Genomic DNA, 15,021 nt, shown 5'->3' on the forward strand with positions numbered 1-15,021 from the left:
GCGGCGGCAAGGAGAGCGCCGTGACCGACACCTATTCCACACGCCACCACGGCGCACTGCTGGCCGCGCTACTGCTCGCGTTTGCCGTCTGCAAGGGCGATGTGCAGGCCGCGGTGCCTGCCACCTCGGAGGCCAGTCCATGGCCCAGCGTGCGCTGGCCGCTGCCCGAGGATCCCGCGCTGGAAAAGCGACTCAGCGACCTGATCGCCACCATGACGGTGGAGGAGAAGGTCGGCCAACTGGTGCAGGGCGATATCGGCAGCCTCACCCCGGAGGACGTAGGCAAATATCGCTTGGGGTCGATCCTGGCCGGCGGCAATTCCGATCCCGGCGGCCGCTACGATGCCGCGCCGGCCGAATGGCTGGCGCTGGCCGATGCGTTCTATGCGGCGTCGATGGATACCTCGGGGGGCGGCAAGGCGATTCCTGTGCTGTTCGGCATCGACGCGGTGCACGGGCAGAGCAACATCGTCGGCGCTACCCTGTTCCCGCACAACATCGGCCTGGGCGCGACCCGCAATCCGGCGCTGCTGCGCCGGATCGGCGAAATCACCGCGCTGGAGACCCGTGCCACCGGCATGGAGTGGACCTTCGCACCAACCGTCGCGGTGCCGCAGGACGATCGCTGGGGGCGCACCTACGAGGGCTATTCGGAATCGCCCGCCGTGGTGGCCAGCTATGCCGGCGCGATGGTCGAGGGACTGCAGGGCAAGGTGGGCACGCCGGACTTCCTCGATGGCCGCCACGTGATCGCCTCGGTCAAGCATTTCCTGGGCGATGGCGGCACTACCGACGGCCGTGACCAGGGCGACACCAGGATCGGTGAGGCCGAGCTGGTCCGCATCCACGCCGCGGGCTATCCCCCGGCCATCGCCGCGGGCGCGCAGACCGCGATGGCCTCGTTCAACAGCGTCAACGGCGAAAAGATGCACGGCCACAAGGCCTACCTGACCGATGCGCTGAAGGGACGCATGCACTTCGGCGGCTTCGTGGTCGGCGACTGGAACGGCCACGGCCAGGTCAAGGGCTGCACCCCCACCGATTGCCCTGCCACCATCAACGCCGGCCTGGACATGGCCATGGCCTCGGACAGCTGGAAGGGCTTCTACACCACCACGCTGGCGGCGGCGAAGAACGGCACCATTTCCCAACAGCGCCTGGACGATGCGGTGCGCCGGATCCTGCGGGTCAAGATGCGGCTGGGCCTGTTCGAGGCGGGCAAGCCGTCGTCGCGTGCGGTCGGTGGGCAGTTCGCGCTGATCGGTGCGCCGGCGCATCGCGCGGTGGCGCGGCAGGCGGTGCGCGAGTCGCTGGTGCTGCTGAAGAACCAGGGCGGCGTGCTGCCGCTGTCGCCGAAGCAACGCATCCTGGTGGCCGGCGACGGCGCCAACGATGTCGGCAAGCAGGCCGGCGGCTGGACACTGAACTGGCAGGGCACCGGCACCACCCGCAAGGACTTCCCGAATGCGGAGACCATCTATGAGGGTTTCGCGCAGCAGGCCAAGGCCGCGGGTGGCGAGGCAATGCTGGCTGTCGACGGCAGGTACACGACCAGGCCGGATGTGGCCGTGGTGGTGTTCGGCGAGAACCCGTATGCGGAATTCCAGGGCGATCGGCCGACCCTGGCCTACAAGCCGGGCGACGACACCGACCTGGCGCTGATCAAGCGGCTCAAGGCCGATGGCATTCCCGTGGTCGCGGTGTTCCTCAGCGGGCGCCCGCTGTGGGTCAACCGGGAACTCAATGCGGCCGACGCCTTCGTGGCGGCGTGGCTGCCCGGCTCGGAAGGCGCGGGTATCGCCGACGTGTTGCTGCGCACTGCGCAGGGCGGCGTGCAGCACGACTTCAAGGGCAAGCTCAGCTTCAGTTGGCCGCGCACGGCCACGCAGTACGCCAACAACGTGGGGCAGCAGGGCTACGACCCGCTGTTCGCCTTCGGCTACGGCCTGCGCTATGCCGACAACGGCAACCTGGCCAGGTTGCCGGAAGTCTCCGGCCTCACCGGCAACGAAGGCGCGGCCGGGGTGTTCTTCGTCCGCGGTGCGGCCGGCCCGGGCATGGCCCTGCGCCTGGAAGGGAGCAACGGGCAGGGCGTGACCGTCACCCGCGTGCCGGAATCGCTCGACGGCGCGCTGTTGAACGTCACCGGCGTGGATCACCTGGCGCAGGAAGATGGCCGCCGCCTCGCCTGGTCGGGCGGGCGCGAAGCGGTGGTCGCGCTGCAGTCGCATACGCCGCTGGACCTGCAGCGCGAGAGCAACGGCGACCTGATGCTGGTGACCACGCTGCGCGTGGACGCCGCACCGCGGGGCGAGGCGTGGCTGGCGGTCGGCTGCGGCAACGGTTGCACGGCGCGCGTGGCGATCGGGCCGACGCTGGCTGCCCTGCCGGTCGGCCAGTGGACGCGCGTGGGCGTGCCGCTCAAGTGCCTGGCGGCGGCCGGCGCGGATCTGGGCAAGCTGGATCGCCCCTGGGCATTGGCGACGGCGGGCACGATGACGCTGTCGGTCTCGCGGGTCGCGCTCGGCGCGCTCAACGAAGCGGAGACCACCGTCGCATGCCCGAGCGCATGAGCCTGCGTCCTGCGCTAGCGCCCCTTGGGCGGGCCGGCGACCGAACCGCGCAGCACCAGCCGGTGCGGGACCACGTGGTCGCTGGACACGCGCGCGTCGTCGCGCTTGCGGCGGATGCTGCGCAGCAGGATGTCGATGGCGGCATCGGCCATCGAGGCGATCGGTTGATGGATGGTGGTCAGTTCCGGCCAGACGGTGGTGGCGGCCGAGGTGTCGTCGAAGCCCACCACCGACAGGTCGCGCGGCACCTCCAGGCCGCGCCGGTGCGCGACCGAGATCGCCGCCGCGCCCATGTCGTCGTTGCTGGCGAAGATCGCGGTCGGCGGCCGCCGCTGCGACAGCAGCTTCTCGGCAGCGGCCAGCCCGGAGCGATAGGTGTAGTCCCCCTGCTGGACCAGGCCGGGGTCGATCTTCAGCCCGGCCTCCTGCAGGGCGGTGACGAAGCCCTCGTAGCGCCGCGCGCTGGCGCTGAGGTCCTGGCGGCCGCGGATGAAGCCGATGCGCCGGTGGCCCTGGCCGATCAGGTGTTCGGCCATTTCCTTGCCCGCATGGAAGTCGTCGATGCGCACGCAGGAGATCGCGTCGCTGAGGCGCCCCGCGGCGATCGCGACCACCGGGATGCCGGCCTTGACCAGTTCGCTCACCGCCGCCTGCGACTCGCACAACGGCGGTGGCAGGATCACGCCGTCCACGCGGCCTGCCAGGGCGCGCGCGGCCTTGCGCTCGGCGTCGGCGTCCAGGTCTTCCCAGTAGTGGATGACCAACTGGATGGCGGCGTTGGAGGCGACGCGCAGCAGGCCGACCAGCAGTTCGCGCAGGTAGGCGCCGCTGGGATTGGTGTAGATCAGGGCGATGCGCGTGTGCTGCGCGGCGGCCAGCGAACTGGCCGCCAGGTTGGGCGTGTAGCCCAGCTCGCGCACCGCGCGCATCACGCGCTCGCGCGTGGCATCGCGCACCTTGCCCTGGTTGATCGCGCGCGAGACGGTCATCGGCGAAACCCCGGCCAGGGCTGCCACCTCGTCGATCGTCACCCCGCTGGTCTTGCGGCGGACCGCTTTCTTCGGCTTGTCCAAAACGCGTTCCCTTTCTTTTTGCTGACGCTGCCGCGCCGCGGGCACGCCGGCAGCTTACAAGGTTTGCTGGCGCTGCTCGGTGGGCATTCGCATGTCATTCGGTGTCACTGGGTGGCGTGTGCTGCCATCGCGCTGATGGCCTGCGCGGGCAGCGTGCGCGCGGAGGACGGCGCGGCGCTGTGGCTGCGTTATCTGCCGCCGCAAGGCGCCGCGCGCACGACGGACGCGCGCATGCGCCTGGATGCCGTGGTGGCGCCGGCGCGGACCCCGACGCAGCGCGTGGCGCGCGACGAACTGGTGCGCGGCCTTACCGGCCTGTTCGGACGCGCACCGGCGATGCAGGCCGCGGCGACCGGCGATCACGCCGTGGTGCTGGGCACGCCGCAGTCGTCGCCAGCGCTTGCGCCATTTCGCGAGGAGATCGCGGCGCTGGGCGAGGAGGGCTACCTGCTCAAGCGCGCCCGCATCGACGGGCACGCGGTGCTGCTGGTGGGCGCACGCCAGGACATCGGCGTGCTGTACGGGGTGTTCCATCTGCTGCGCCTGCTGCAGACCGGCGCACCGCTGGACACGCTCGCGTTGCACGAGTCGCCACGGATCCGACTGCGCGTGCTCGACCATTGGGACGACCTGGACGGCCATGTCGAGCGCGGCTATGCCGGCCGCTCGTTGTGGGATTGGCAGAGCCTGCCGGAATGGCGCGACCCGCGCTACACCGACTACGCGCGCGCCAATGCCTCGATCGGCATCAACGGCACGGTGCTGAACAACGTCAACGCCAACGCGCAGAGCCTGGCGCCGGCCTATCTCGACAAGGCGGCGGCGCTGGCGGACGTGTTCCGGCCCTACGGCATCCGCGTGTACCTGAGCGCACGCTTCAGCGCCCCCATCGAACTGGGTGGGCTGAAGAGCGCCGATCCGCGCGACCCGGCGGTGCAGCGCTGGTGGCGCGACAAGGCCGACGAGATCTATGCGCGCATTCCCGATTTCGGTGGCTTCCTGGTCAAGGCAAACTCCGAGGGGCAGCCCGGCCCGCAGGACTATGGCCGCTCGCACGCCGACGGCGCCAACCTGCTGGCCGATGCGCTGGCGCCGCACGGCGGCGTGGTGATGTGGCGGGCCTTCGTCTATGCGCACGACGTGCGGGTGGATCGCGCCATGCAGGCGTACACCGAGTTCGTCGGCCTCGACGGCGCCTTCCGCCCGAACGTGATCGTGCAGGTCAAGAACGGGCCCATCGACTTCCAGCCGCGCGAGCCGGTCCATCCGCTGTTCGGCGCCATGCCGCGCACGCCGCTGATGCTGGAGTTGCAGATCACCAAGGAGTATCTGGGCTTCGCCACGCACCTGGTGTACCTGGGGCCGTTGTACGAGGAGGTGCTGCAGTCCGACACCCATGCCCGTGGTGCGGGCTCCACGGTGGCGGACGTGGTGGATGGCTCGCTGGAAGGCCATGCCCTGACCGGCATCGCCGGCGTCGCCAACATCGGCAACGACCGCACCTGGAGCGGCTCGCACTTCGATCAGGCCAACTGGTATGCCTTCGGCCGTCTGGCCTGGAATCCGCAGCGCTCCGCCCGCGCCATCGCGGCGGAATGGGCGGCGATGACGTTCTCGCCGGCGCCGGAGGTGGTGCAGCCCATCGTCGGGATGATGATGGCCTCGCGCGAGGCCGCGGTGAACTACATGACCCCGCTGGGCCTGCACCACCTGATGGCGCGCGGCCACCACTACGGCCCCGGCCCCTGGGTGGAAGGCGGCCCGCGCGCGGATTGGACCTCGGTGTACTACCACCGCGCCGATCGCGACGGCATCGGCTTCGACCGCACCGCCCGCGGCAGCAATGCGGTGAGCCAGTACGCGCCGGCGGTGGCGTCGGTATATGGCGATCCGGCGCGGGTGCCCGAGTCGCTCCTGCTGTGGTTCCACCACGTGCCGTGGGACCACCGCATGGCCTCCGGGCGGCCGTTGTGGGACGAACTGGTCGGCCGCTATTCGCTGGGCGTGCGCCAGGTGCAGACCATGCAGGCCACTTGGGACGGCCTGCGTGGCAAGGTGGACGACGAGCGGCATGCGCAGGTGGCGGCGTTTCTGCGCATCCAACTGCGCGAGGCGCAGTGGTGGCGCGATGCCAGCGTGGCGTATTTCCAGTCGGTGAGCGGACGGCCGTTGCCTGCAGGCGAAGCGCCGCCGCCGCATCCGCTGGCCTGGTATCAGGCGTTGCAGTTTCCTTCCGCACCTGGAGATGGACGATGAAGCCGACCACGTGGAGGGGCTGGTTGCTGGCGGCGGCCTTGGCGTGCAGCGCCACGCCCGGCATGGCGCAAGACGCGGCGCCGCCGCTGTTGCATCCGATGTTCCAGGATCACGCCGTGCTGCAGCGCGACCGGCCGCTGTCGGTGTGGGGGAATGCCGCACCGGGTGCCACGGTGTCGGTGACCTTCGCCCGCCAGTCCGTCAGCGCACGTGCCGATGCCGGCGGCCGCTGGCGTGCCACGCTCAAGCCGGTCGCCGCCGGCGGTCCTTATGAGATGACCGTGCGCGCGGGACAGGCGCGCCAGGTCGTGCGCGATGTGTTGGTGGGCGATGTCTGGCTGTGTTCCGGGCAGTCGAACATGGAGCTGCCGGTGTGGCGCGCGCTGGATGCGAGCCGCGAACTGGCTGCCGCCATCCAGCCGACGATCCGCCTGTTCACCGTGCCCAAGGCCGCGGCGGTCACGCCGCAGGAGGCGTTCCCGAGCGCAGTCGCATGGCAACCCGCGGCGCCGGACACGGTGCGCGCGTTTTCCGCCGCGTGCTTCTACTTCGCGCGCGAGTTGCAGAAGACGGTCAAGGTACCGATGGGACTGATCCAGGCGGCCTGGGGTGGTGCGCGGATCGAGGCCTGGACCAGCGCCGACGCCCTGCGTGCGCAGGGCGGCATGGACGAGGCGCTGGACGTGCTGGCGCTGTCTGCTACCGACCCCGTCGCGGCGAGCGCGCGCTGGGGCCGGCATTGGCAGCAATGGTGGACCACACGCGCCGGTGCCAGGCCGGGCGATACGCCATGGCAGCCCGGTGCCGACAGCACCGGGTGGCAGGACGCGCCGGCCACACTTGGCGCGTGGGAGCGTTGGGGCGTACCGGCGCTCGCCGACTACAACGGCATGGTCTGGTATCGCACGCAGGTCACCCTGAGCGCCGCGCAGGCGGCGCAGGGCGCACGGCTGGTGCTGGGGCCGGTCGACGAGACCGATGTCACCTGGGTGAACGGCGTGGCCGTGGGCAGCCAGAACGCGCCGAGCGATCCACGCCGGTATGCGCTTGCGCCCGGCCTGTTGAAGGCGGGCCGCAACACGGTGGTGGTCAACGTGCTGGATACCTACGGCGAGGGTGGACTGGCAGGCCCCGCCAGTGCCCATGCCGTGGAATTGGCCGATGGCACGCGTATCGTTCTGGATCGGCATTGGCAGTACCGGGTCGCTCCCGATCCGCAGTCACCGCCGTTGGCGCCGTGGCATGCGGCCTCCGGCATGTCGACGCTGTACAACGGCATGATCGCGCCGCTGGGGCGTTACGGGCTGCGCGGCATGCTGTGGTACCAGGGCGAATCCAACACCGGCGACGGCGCCGCCTACGCGACGCGTCTGCGCGGCTTGCGCGACGACTGGCGCCGGCAGTTCGGCGCAACGATGCCGCTGCTGGTGGTGCAGCTCGCCGGCTATGGCCTGCCGCCGCAGGCCCCGGTGGAGAGCGGCTGGGCGCAGGTGCGCGAGGCGCAGCGCCGCGTCGCCGCTGAAGACCCGCACAGCGGCCTCGCGGTGGCCATCGACATCGGCGATGCCTACGACATCCATCCGCCCAACAAGCAGGAACTGGGAAGGCGCCTGGCGCGGGTGGCGCGTCACGTGGTCTACGGCGAACGCGCACTGGCGCCATCCGGTCCCACGCCGCACACGGCATCGCGCGCGCAGGGCGCGGTGCGGATCGCGTTCGACGACATCGTCGGCCGCCTGGTCACGACCGGCGCCAACGGCCCCATCGGCTTCGAACTCTGCGATGCGCAGGCGCAGCGCTGTACCTATGCCGACGCCGCGCTGGACGGGCGCGACGTGGTGCTGCGCAGCCCGCAGGCCGCATCCGCCATGCGCGTGCGCTACTGCTGGGCCGATGGCCCGGTCTGCACGCTGCGCGACAGTGCCGGCGCGCCGGCGGGACCGTTCGAACTCTCCCTTCCTGCAGAGGTGCCCTGATGCGTTCGCTGCTCGTCACGGCCCTCCTGCTGCTGTCCGCGGCGCTGCAGCCGCTGTGGGCCGCGCCTGCGCCGCCGGTCTACTTCGACTGGTTCGACTACGTCGGGCGCGACGCGGCCTTCGAGGCGCCGCTGCCGGCCGGGCATTACCGCAACCCGATCCTGGCCGGCTTCCACGCCGACCCTAGCATCGTGCGCGCGAACGGGCGGTTCTATCTGGTCAATTCCAGCTTCACCTACTTCCCCGGCATTCCGGTGTTCGAGAGCGTGGACCTGGTGCACTGGAAACAGATCGGCAACGTGATCGAGCGGCCGACGCAACTGGATTTCGATGGCCTGAGCGTGTCGCGCGGCATCTTCGCGCCGGCCATTTCCCACCATGACGGGATGTTCTACGTGGTCACCACCGCCGTGGACAGCGGCGGCAACTTCATCGCCACCGCGCGCGATCCCGCTGGCCCGTGGTCGGACCCGCACTGGCTGCCGGGCATCGGCGGCATCGATCCGTCGCTGTTCTTCGATGAGGACGGCCGCGTCTACCTGCTCAACAACGACGCGCCGCCCGGCCCGGCGCGCTACGACGGCCACCGCGCGATCTGGATGCAGCAACTCGACCTGGCGACCTTCACCCCGGTGGGGCCGCGCAAGGTGCTGATCGACGGCGGCGTGGAGCCGGCAAAACATCCGATCTGGATCGAGGGGCCGCATCTGTATCGCCACGATGGCTGGTACTACCTCTCCGATGCCGAGGGCGGCACCGGGCCGCAGCACTCGCAGGTGGTGCTGCGCAGTCGCGACGTGTGGGGGCCTTATGTACCGTACGCAGGCAATCCCATCCTCACCCAGCGCGACCTGCCCGACGCGCGGCCGCTGCCGATCGCCAATGCCGGGCATGCGGATCTGGTGGAAGGGCCCGACGGGTCCTGGTGGGCGGTGTTCCTGGCCAGCCGCACCTACGACGTGCGCCACTACAACACCGGGCGCGAGACCTACCTGCTGCCGGTGCAGTGGCGCGACGGCTGGCCGGTGATCCTGCCGGCCGGGCAGGCCATTCCCTATGCGGTCCAGGCGCCGTCGTGGATGCAGGGCGAGGCGTCGCAGGCGCCGTCCACCGGCAATTTTGTCGAGCGCGAAGAGTTCGATGCGCCGACGCTCGGCCGCGGCTGGTTGCGCGTGCGCGTGCCCAAGCAGGACTGGGCGGAGCTGCGCACGCGTCCGGGCAGTCTGGCCGTGCATCCGCTGCCGGAAGATCTGGACACTTTGCGCAACCCCGCCTTCCTGGGGCGTCGCCAGCAGCACCTGCGATTCGAGGCCAGCACCGCACTGACACGGCCGGCAGCGGGCGTGGCAGCAGGGCTCGCGGCGTTCCAGAACGAAGATGGGTGGTACTTCCTTGGCGTGCGCCGCGTGGGCCGCGATCGCGTGGTGGTCTTCCTCGAAGCGCGCGCGGGCAAGGGCGCGACCAGAACCCTGGCCAGCCGCGAACTGGACGCGTCAAGCGCGCTGCGCCTGAAGATCTCCGGTGACGAAGGAACGTATGCGTTCGCGTTCGACACCGGCACGGGGCAGGGCTGGCAGACCCTCGCCGACGACGTCGACGGGACCGTGTTGAGTACGGATCGTGCTGGCGGCTTCGTGGGCGCCCTGCTCGGTCCTTTCGCGCGCGACGAGCGCGCCCCCAGGAGCAAACGATGATGACGCGCAGGTCTTCCTTTCGCAGCGGTGTTCGTGGCCGCCTGTTCCGCACGCTGGCCCTGTGCGCCGCCACCGCGCTGGCCGGCGTGAGCCATGCCGCGGACACCAAGCCATGGCAGGACACCTCGGCCAGCTTCGAAGCCCGGGCAGCGGCGCTGGTCGCGCAGATGACCCTGGAGGAGAAAGCGGCGCAGATGCAGAACGCCGCGCCGGCGATCGAGCGCCTGGGCGTGCCGGCCTACGACTGGTGGAACGAGGCGCTGCACGGCGTGGCGCGGGCCGGGCAGGCCACCGTGTTTCCGCAGGCCATCGGGCTGGCCGCCACCTTCGACGTGCCGTTGATGGGGCAGGTGGCCAGCACCATCAGCGACGAGGCGCGCGCCAAGCACCACCAGTTCCTGCGCGAGGGCGCGCACGGCCGCTACCAGGGGCTGACCTTCTGGTCGCCGAACATCAACATCTTCCGCGACCCGCGCTGGGGCCGCGGCCAGGAAACCTACGGCGAGGATCCCTACCTCACCGCGCGCATGGGCGTGGCCTTCGTGCAGGGATTGCAGGGCGACGATCCGGTGTACCGCAAGCTCGACGCCACCGCCAAGCATTTCGCCGTGCACAGCGGCCCGGAGGCCGACCGCCACCACTTCGACGCGCGCCCGAGCAAGCGCGATTTGTACGACACCTACCTGCCGGCGTTCGAGGCGCTGGTGAAGGAGGGCAAGGTGGATGCGGTGATGGGCGCCTACAACCGCGTGTACGGCGAGTCCGCCAGCGCCAGCCAGTTCCTGTTGCGCGACGTGCTGCGCCGCGACTGGGGCTTCACCGGCTACGTGGTCTCGGACTGCTGGGCCATCGTCGATATCTGGAAGCATCATCATCTGGCGCCCAGCCGCGAGGCGGCCGCGGCACTGGCGGTCAGGAACGGCACCGAACTCGAGTGCGGCCAGGAATACGCCACGCTGCCGGCGGCGGTACGCCAGGGGCTGATCGACGAAGCGGAGATCGACGACGCGGTGACGCGCCTGTTCGCCGCGCGGATGCGGCTGGGCATGTTCGACCCGCCCGAACGCGTGCGCTGGGCACGGATTCCGGCGTCGGTGAACCAGGCGCCCGCGCACGATGCACTGGCCCTGCAGGCCGCGCAGGAATCGCTGGTGCTGCTGAAGAACGACGGCGTGCTGCCGCTGTCGCGCAAGCTCAAACGCATCGCCGTGGTCGGCCCCACTGCCGACGACACCATGGCCTTGCTCGGCAACTACTTCGGCACGCCGGCGGCCCCGGTGACCATCCTGCAGGGCATCCGCGACGCGGCCAAGGGCATCGAGGTGCGCTATGCGCGCGGCGTGGATCTGGTCGAAGGGCGCGATGATCCGAGTGCCACGCCGCTGATCGAGCCGACGTATCTGCGGCCCTCGCCGGATTCGCCGGAACGCGGCCTGCGCGGCGAATATTTCCGCACGCCCGATCTGTCGGGGACTCCGGCGCTGGTCCGCACCGACGCGCAGATCGGCTTCCGCTGGGACCGCGGCTCGCCGACCGACAACCTGCTGGCCCGCGGCGAAGCGGGGCCGGGGCAGGGCATTCCCAACGATCATTTCAGCATCCGCTGGAGCGGCCAGTTGCTGCCGCCGGTCTCGGGCCGTTACCGGATCGAGGCGGCGGCCGACGACGGCTTCCGTCTCTATGTGGACGGCAAGCTGGTGCTGGATCACTGGACCGACAGCGACCGCATGCGTGCCGACGGCGTGGACCTGGAGCTGCAGGCGGGCCGCGCCTATGCGGTGAAGCTGGAGTATTACGACGCCGAGCGCGACGCCGGCGTGCGCCTGGGCTGGCGCATGCCCGGCGCGAAGCCGCCGTTCGACGAGGCGCTGGATGCCGCGCGCAGCGCGGATGTGGTGGTGTTCGTCGGCGGGCTGACCGGCGATGTCGAGGGCGAGGAGATGAAGGTGGACTACCCGGGCTTCGCCGGCGGCGACCGCACCGACCTGCGCCTGCCGGCGCCGCAGCGCACCCTGCTGGAAGCGTTGCACGCCACCGGCAAGCCGGTGGTGCTGGTGCTGACCGGCGGCTCGGCGCTGGCGGTGGACTGGGCGCAGGCGCATCTGCCGGCGATCCTGATGAGCTGGTATCCCGGGCAGCGCGGTGGCACCGCGGTGGGCCAGGCGCTGTTCGGCGAGGTCAATCCGGCGGGCCGCCTGCCGGTGACGTTCTACCGGGCGGACCAGGCGCTGCCCGCGTTCGACGATTACGCGATGGAGGGCCGCACCTACCGCTACTTCCGCGGCACCCCGCTGTATCCGTTCGGCCACGGCCTGTCGTACACGCGCTTCGACTACGGCACGCTGCGCCTGGATGCGCCGCGCATCGCCGACGACGGACGCCTCAAGGTGCAGGTGGAGGTGGCCAACACCGGCAAGCGCGCCGGCGACGAAGTCGCGCAGCTGTACGTGCGGCGGCTGGCGGCCGCGCCCGGCGACGCGCAGCAAACGCTGCGCGGTTTCCAGCGCGTTCGCCTCGCCCCTGGCGAACGCCGGACCCTGACGTTCGAACTGGACGCGCAGCAGGCGCTGCGGCAGTACGACGAGGCGCGCGGCGCGTATGTCGTGCCGGCGGGGGGCTACGAAGTGCGCATCGGCGGCTCCAGCGCCGATGCCCGCGTGCATGCCCGCTTCACCGTGGAGGCGCGCCGTGACTGAGCCCCGCAGTACGGAGACCGCCGCGCACACGCTGTCGGTGCGCGAGAAGCTGGGCTACAGCCTGGGCGACCTGGCGGCGAACCTGATCTTCCAGACGCTGATCACCTACCTGGCCTTCTTCTACACCGATGTGTACCGGTTGCCGGCCGCCACGGCGGCGACGATCATCTTCGTGATCGGCCTGCTCGGCGCGTTCGTGTTCACCCCGCTGATCGGAATCGCCGCCGACCGCACGGCCACGCGCTGGGGCAAGTTCCGGCCCTGGATCCTGTGCACGGCGATCCCGTTCGGCGTGCTGTCGCTGCTCGCCTTCAGTACCCCGGACCTGGGCGCGCGCGGCAAGGTGCTGTACGCGCTGACCACCTATGGCCTGCTGATGCTGGTGTACGCGGCCAACAACCTGCCGTACTCGGCGCTCAGCGGCGTGCTCACCGGCAACATGGCCCAGCGCAACAGCCTGTCGGCCTACCGCTTCGTGGCGGTGATGATCGCGCAGTTCATCATCCAGGTGCTGCTGTTGCCGCTGGTGCTGATCCTGGGCGATGGCGACAACGTGCGCGGTTTCGAGCGCCTGATGACGGTGTTCGCGGTGGTGGGCACGCTGTTCTTCCTGATCACCTTCGCCACCACCCGCGAGCGCATCGTCCCGGCCAAGGAGCAGAGCGCCGGCGTGCTGCAGGACCTGTCCGACCTGCTGCACAACCGGCCGTGGAAGGTGATGCTGGCGCTGACGGTGCTGGTCTTCGTCAACCTGGCGCTGAAGGGCGGCACCTACATCTACTACTTCCAGTATTACCTGAGCGGGGCCGCGCTGGCGGGCTTTCTCGATGCCTCTGGCTTCAACGGCTTCATCGGCGGCGTGAACGCGCTGCTCGGCGGATGGGGCCTGTCCGGCTTCACTTGGCCGCAGGATCCGGCCACCTCGGCGTTCAGCCTGTTCAATGCCTGCGGCATCCTGTGCATGATCCTGGGCATCGGCTTCTCCCGGCGCCTGGCCGACCGCTTCGGCAAGCGCGATGCCTTCGGCGGCGCGTTGCTGGTCTCTACCGTGTTCCTGCTGGTGTTCTACATCCTGCCGCCCACCGCGATCGGCGTGGCCTTCGGCGCCTTCATGCTGCACGGCTTCTGCTACGGCATCACCATCCCCTTGCTGTGGGCGATGATCGCTGACGTCGCCGACTACTCCGAATGGAAGAACCATCGCCGCGCCACCGCGATCATCTTCTCGGCGATGCTGTGCGGGCTGAAGATCGGCCTCAGCATCGGCGGCGCACTGGTCGCCGGCATCCTCGCGCACCACGGCTACCAGGCAGGCGCGCCACAGCAGCCGCAGGCCGTGGTGGACGGTATCCGCCTGACCGTGAGCGTCTATAGCGCCCTACCGTTCCTGGTCGCGGTGGCGCTGCTGTGCTTCTACCGGATCGACAAACGCATGGAACGTCGCATCGAACACGATCTGCAGGCACGTCGCCAGGACAGCGACATGCGTGACCTCAGCGACCTCGGCCATCTCGCGGCACGCGCCATCTCACAACCGCTGGTCACCCACATCTACACGGCCGATCCGTCGGCCCATGTGTTCGAGGGGCGCCTGTACATCTATCCGTCGCACGACATCGACAGCGGCGCGCCGTTCGACGACGACGGGGGGCACTTCGGCATGGAGGACTACCACGTGCTGCGCATGGACGCGCCGGACGGCGCGGCCACCGACTGCGGCGTGGCCCTGCATGTGCGCGACGTGCCCTGGGCCAGCCGGCAGATGTGGGCACCGGACGCGGCCCATCGCGACGGCCGCTATTACCTGTATTTCCCGGCCAAGGACGCGCAGGATCTGTTCCGCATCGGCGTGGCGGTGGCCGACCGCCCGGAAGGCCCGTTCGTCGCCGCGCCCGAGCCGATCGCCGGCACCTACTCGATCGACCCGGCCGTGTTCGAGGACGACGACGGCACGCACTACCTCTGCTTCGGTGGCATCTGGGGCGGGCAGCTGCAGAAACATCGCGACGATCGCTATGACGCGGCGCATGCCGAACCGCAAGGAGATACGCCGGCGCTGGGGCCGCGGATCGCTCGGTTGGACTCTGGCATGACCCGACTGGCGGAGCACACGCGGGAAATCGTGATCCTCGACGAGCACGGGCAGCCCTTACGCGCCGACGATCACGCGCGGCGCTTCTTCGAGGGGCCGTGGCTGCACAAGGATGAGGGCCGCTACTACCTGTCCTACTCCACCGGCAACACGCACCTGCTGTGCTACGCCATCGGCGACAACCCGTATGGACCGTTCACCTATCGCGGCGTGCTGCTGAAGCCGGTGGTGGGCTGGACCACGCATCACTCCATCTGCAAGTTTGAGGGCCGGTGGTACCTGTTCTATCACGATGCCCTGTTGTCCGGCGGCGTGACCCACCTGCGTTCGGTCAAGTGCACGCCGCTGCACGTCGAGCCGGATGGGAGCATCCGCACTGTCGATCCTTATGGCGGCTGAAGGACCGTCGCCAGGTGGCACTGCGCCCCCTGCGCCGTCTGCAGGCGGCGCATTGACCTTCTGTTGGAGTCAACTGTCATGCAGTTAAGACGCGCGAAGTCGTGCGCTTTCCGATGGCGCAATGCGTCGGGACTGAAGTCCCTCCCACAGTGGCTTGCGGCAAGCCTGCCAGTTGCACTGGGGAATGGACTTGCGGCGAGCCCGCCGGGTGCGCTGTGGGAGGGACTTCAGTCCCGACGAGTGGAGCCATCCAATGGCTGAT

At 69.9% G+C, this 15,021-nt stretch carries 7 protein-coding genes and 1 pseudogene; 7 read left to right on the forward strand and 1 reads right to left on the reverse strand.

Annotated features, from left to right (window positions below):
• Positions 1-20 precede the first annotated feature (20 nt).
• Complete coding sequence (locus tag PG878_RS02720; protein ID WP_209032285.1) at positions 21-2,573, forward strand: glycoside hydrolase family 3 protein; 2,553 nt, start codon at positions 21-23, stop codon at positions 2,571-2,573.
• 14 nt (positions 2,574-2,587) lie between these two features.
• Here the strand turns inward: PG878_RS02720 and PG878_RS02725 are convergent, their stop codons facing one another.
• Positions 2,588-3,646 carry a LacI family DNA-binding transcriptional regulator gene (locus PG878_RS02725; protein ID WP_209032284.1) on the reverse strand — a complete coding sequence of 353 codons (1,059 nt, stop codon included), beginning with the start codon at positions 3,644-3,646 and terminating at the stop codon, positions 2,588-2,590.
• 135 nt (positions 3,647-3,781) lie between these two features.
• On the opposite strand from PG878_RS02725, the gene PG878_RS02730 reads away from it, so the two are divergent.
• The 6 genes and pseudogenes from PG878_RS02730 (at position 3,782) to PG878_RS02755 (ending at position 14,759) form a co-directional block, all read left to right on the forward strand.
• The gene (locus PG878_RS02730) at positions 3,782-5,902 is read left to right on the forward strand and encodes an alpha-glucuronidase family glycosyl hydrolase (protein ID WP_209032343.1); all 2,121 of its coding nucleotides are present in this window, start codon (positions 3,782-3,784) and stop codon (positions 5,900-5,902) included.
• Positions 5,899-7,878, forward strand: coding sequence for a sialate O-acetylesterase (locus tag PG878_RS02735; RefSeq protein ID WP_209032283.1), 1,980 nt, complete (start codon positions 5,899-5,901; stop codon positions 7,876-7,878). The genes PG878_RS02730 and PG878_RS02735 overlap by 4 nt, the downstream gene beginning before the upstream one ends.
• Positions 7,878-9,572 carry a glycoside hydrolase family 43 protein gene (locus PG878_RS02740; protein ID WP_209032282.1) on the forward strand — a complete coding sequence of 565 codons (1,695 nt, stop codon included), beginning with the start codon at positions 7,878-7,880 and terminating at the stop codon, positions 9,570-9,572. Before PG878_RS02735 ends, PG878_RS02740 begins: the two co-directional genes overlap by 1 nt.
• Positions 9,572-12,268 carry a glycoside hydrolase family 3 protein gene (locus PG878_RS02745; protein WP_425611772.1) on the forward strand — a complete coding sequence of 899 codons (2,697 nt, stop codon included), beginning with the start codon at positions 9,572-9,574 and terminating at the stop codon, positions 12,266-12,268. The genes PG878_RS02740 and PG878_RS02745 overlap by 1 nt, the downstream gene beginning before the upstream one ends.
• Positions 12,234-13,751, forward strand: a pseudogene (locus tag PG878_RS02750) (MFS transporter); the annotation flags it as partial. The gene PG878_RS02745 and the pseudogene PG878_RS02750, both read left to right, overlap by 35 nt.
• Positions 13,752-14,759 (forward strand): glycoside hydrolase family 43 protein, encoded by a 1,008-nt coding sequence (locus PG878_RS02755; protein WP_244672721.1) that lies wholly within the window; start codon positions 13,752-13,754, stop codon positions 14,757-14,759.
• Positions 14,760-15,021 lie beyond the last annotated feature (262 nt).

The sequence above is a fragment of the Xanthomonas hawaiiensis genome (genome assembly GCF_031834635.1).
Lineage (GTDB): Bacteria > Pseudomonadota > Gammaproteobacteria > Xanthomonadales > Xanthomonadaceae > Xanthomonas_A > Xanthomonas_A sacchari.

Coding starts and splice junctions, on each gene's coding strand:
- PG878_RS02740 (WP_209032282.1), top strand. CDS start 7,878: ATGCGTTCGCTGCTCGTCACGGCCCTCCTGCTGCTGTCCGCGGCGCTG.
- PG878_RS02755 (WP_244672721.1), top strand. CDS start 13,752: ATGCGTGACCTCAGCGACCTCGGCCATCTCGCGGCACGCGCCATCTCA.
- PG878_RS02735 (WP_209032283.1), top strand. CDS start 5,899: ATGAAGCCGACCACGTGGAGGGGCTGGTTGCTGGCGGCGGCCTTGGCG.
- PG878_RS02730 (WP_209032343.1), top strand. CDS start 3,782: ATGGCCTGCGCGGGCAGCGTGCGCGCGGAGGACGGCGCGGCGCTGTGG.
- PG878_RS02745 (WP_425611772.1), top strand. CDS start 9,572: ATGACGCGCAGGTCTTCCTTTCGCAGCGGTGTTCGTGGCCGCCTGTTC.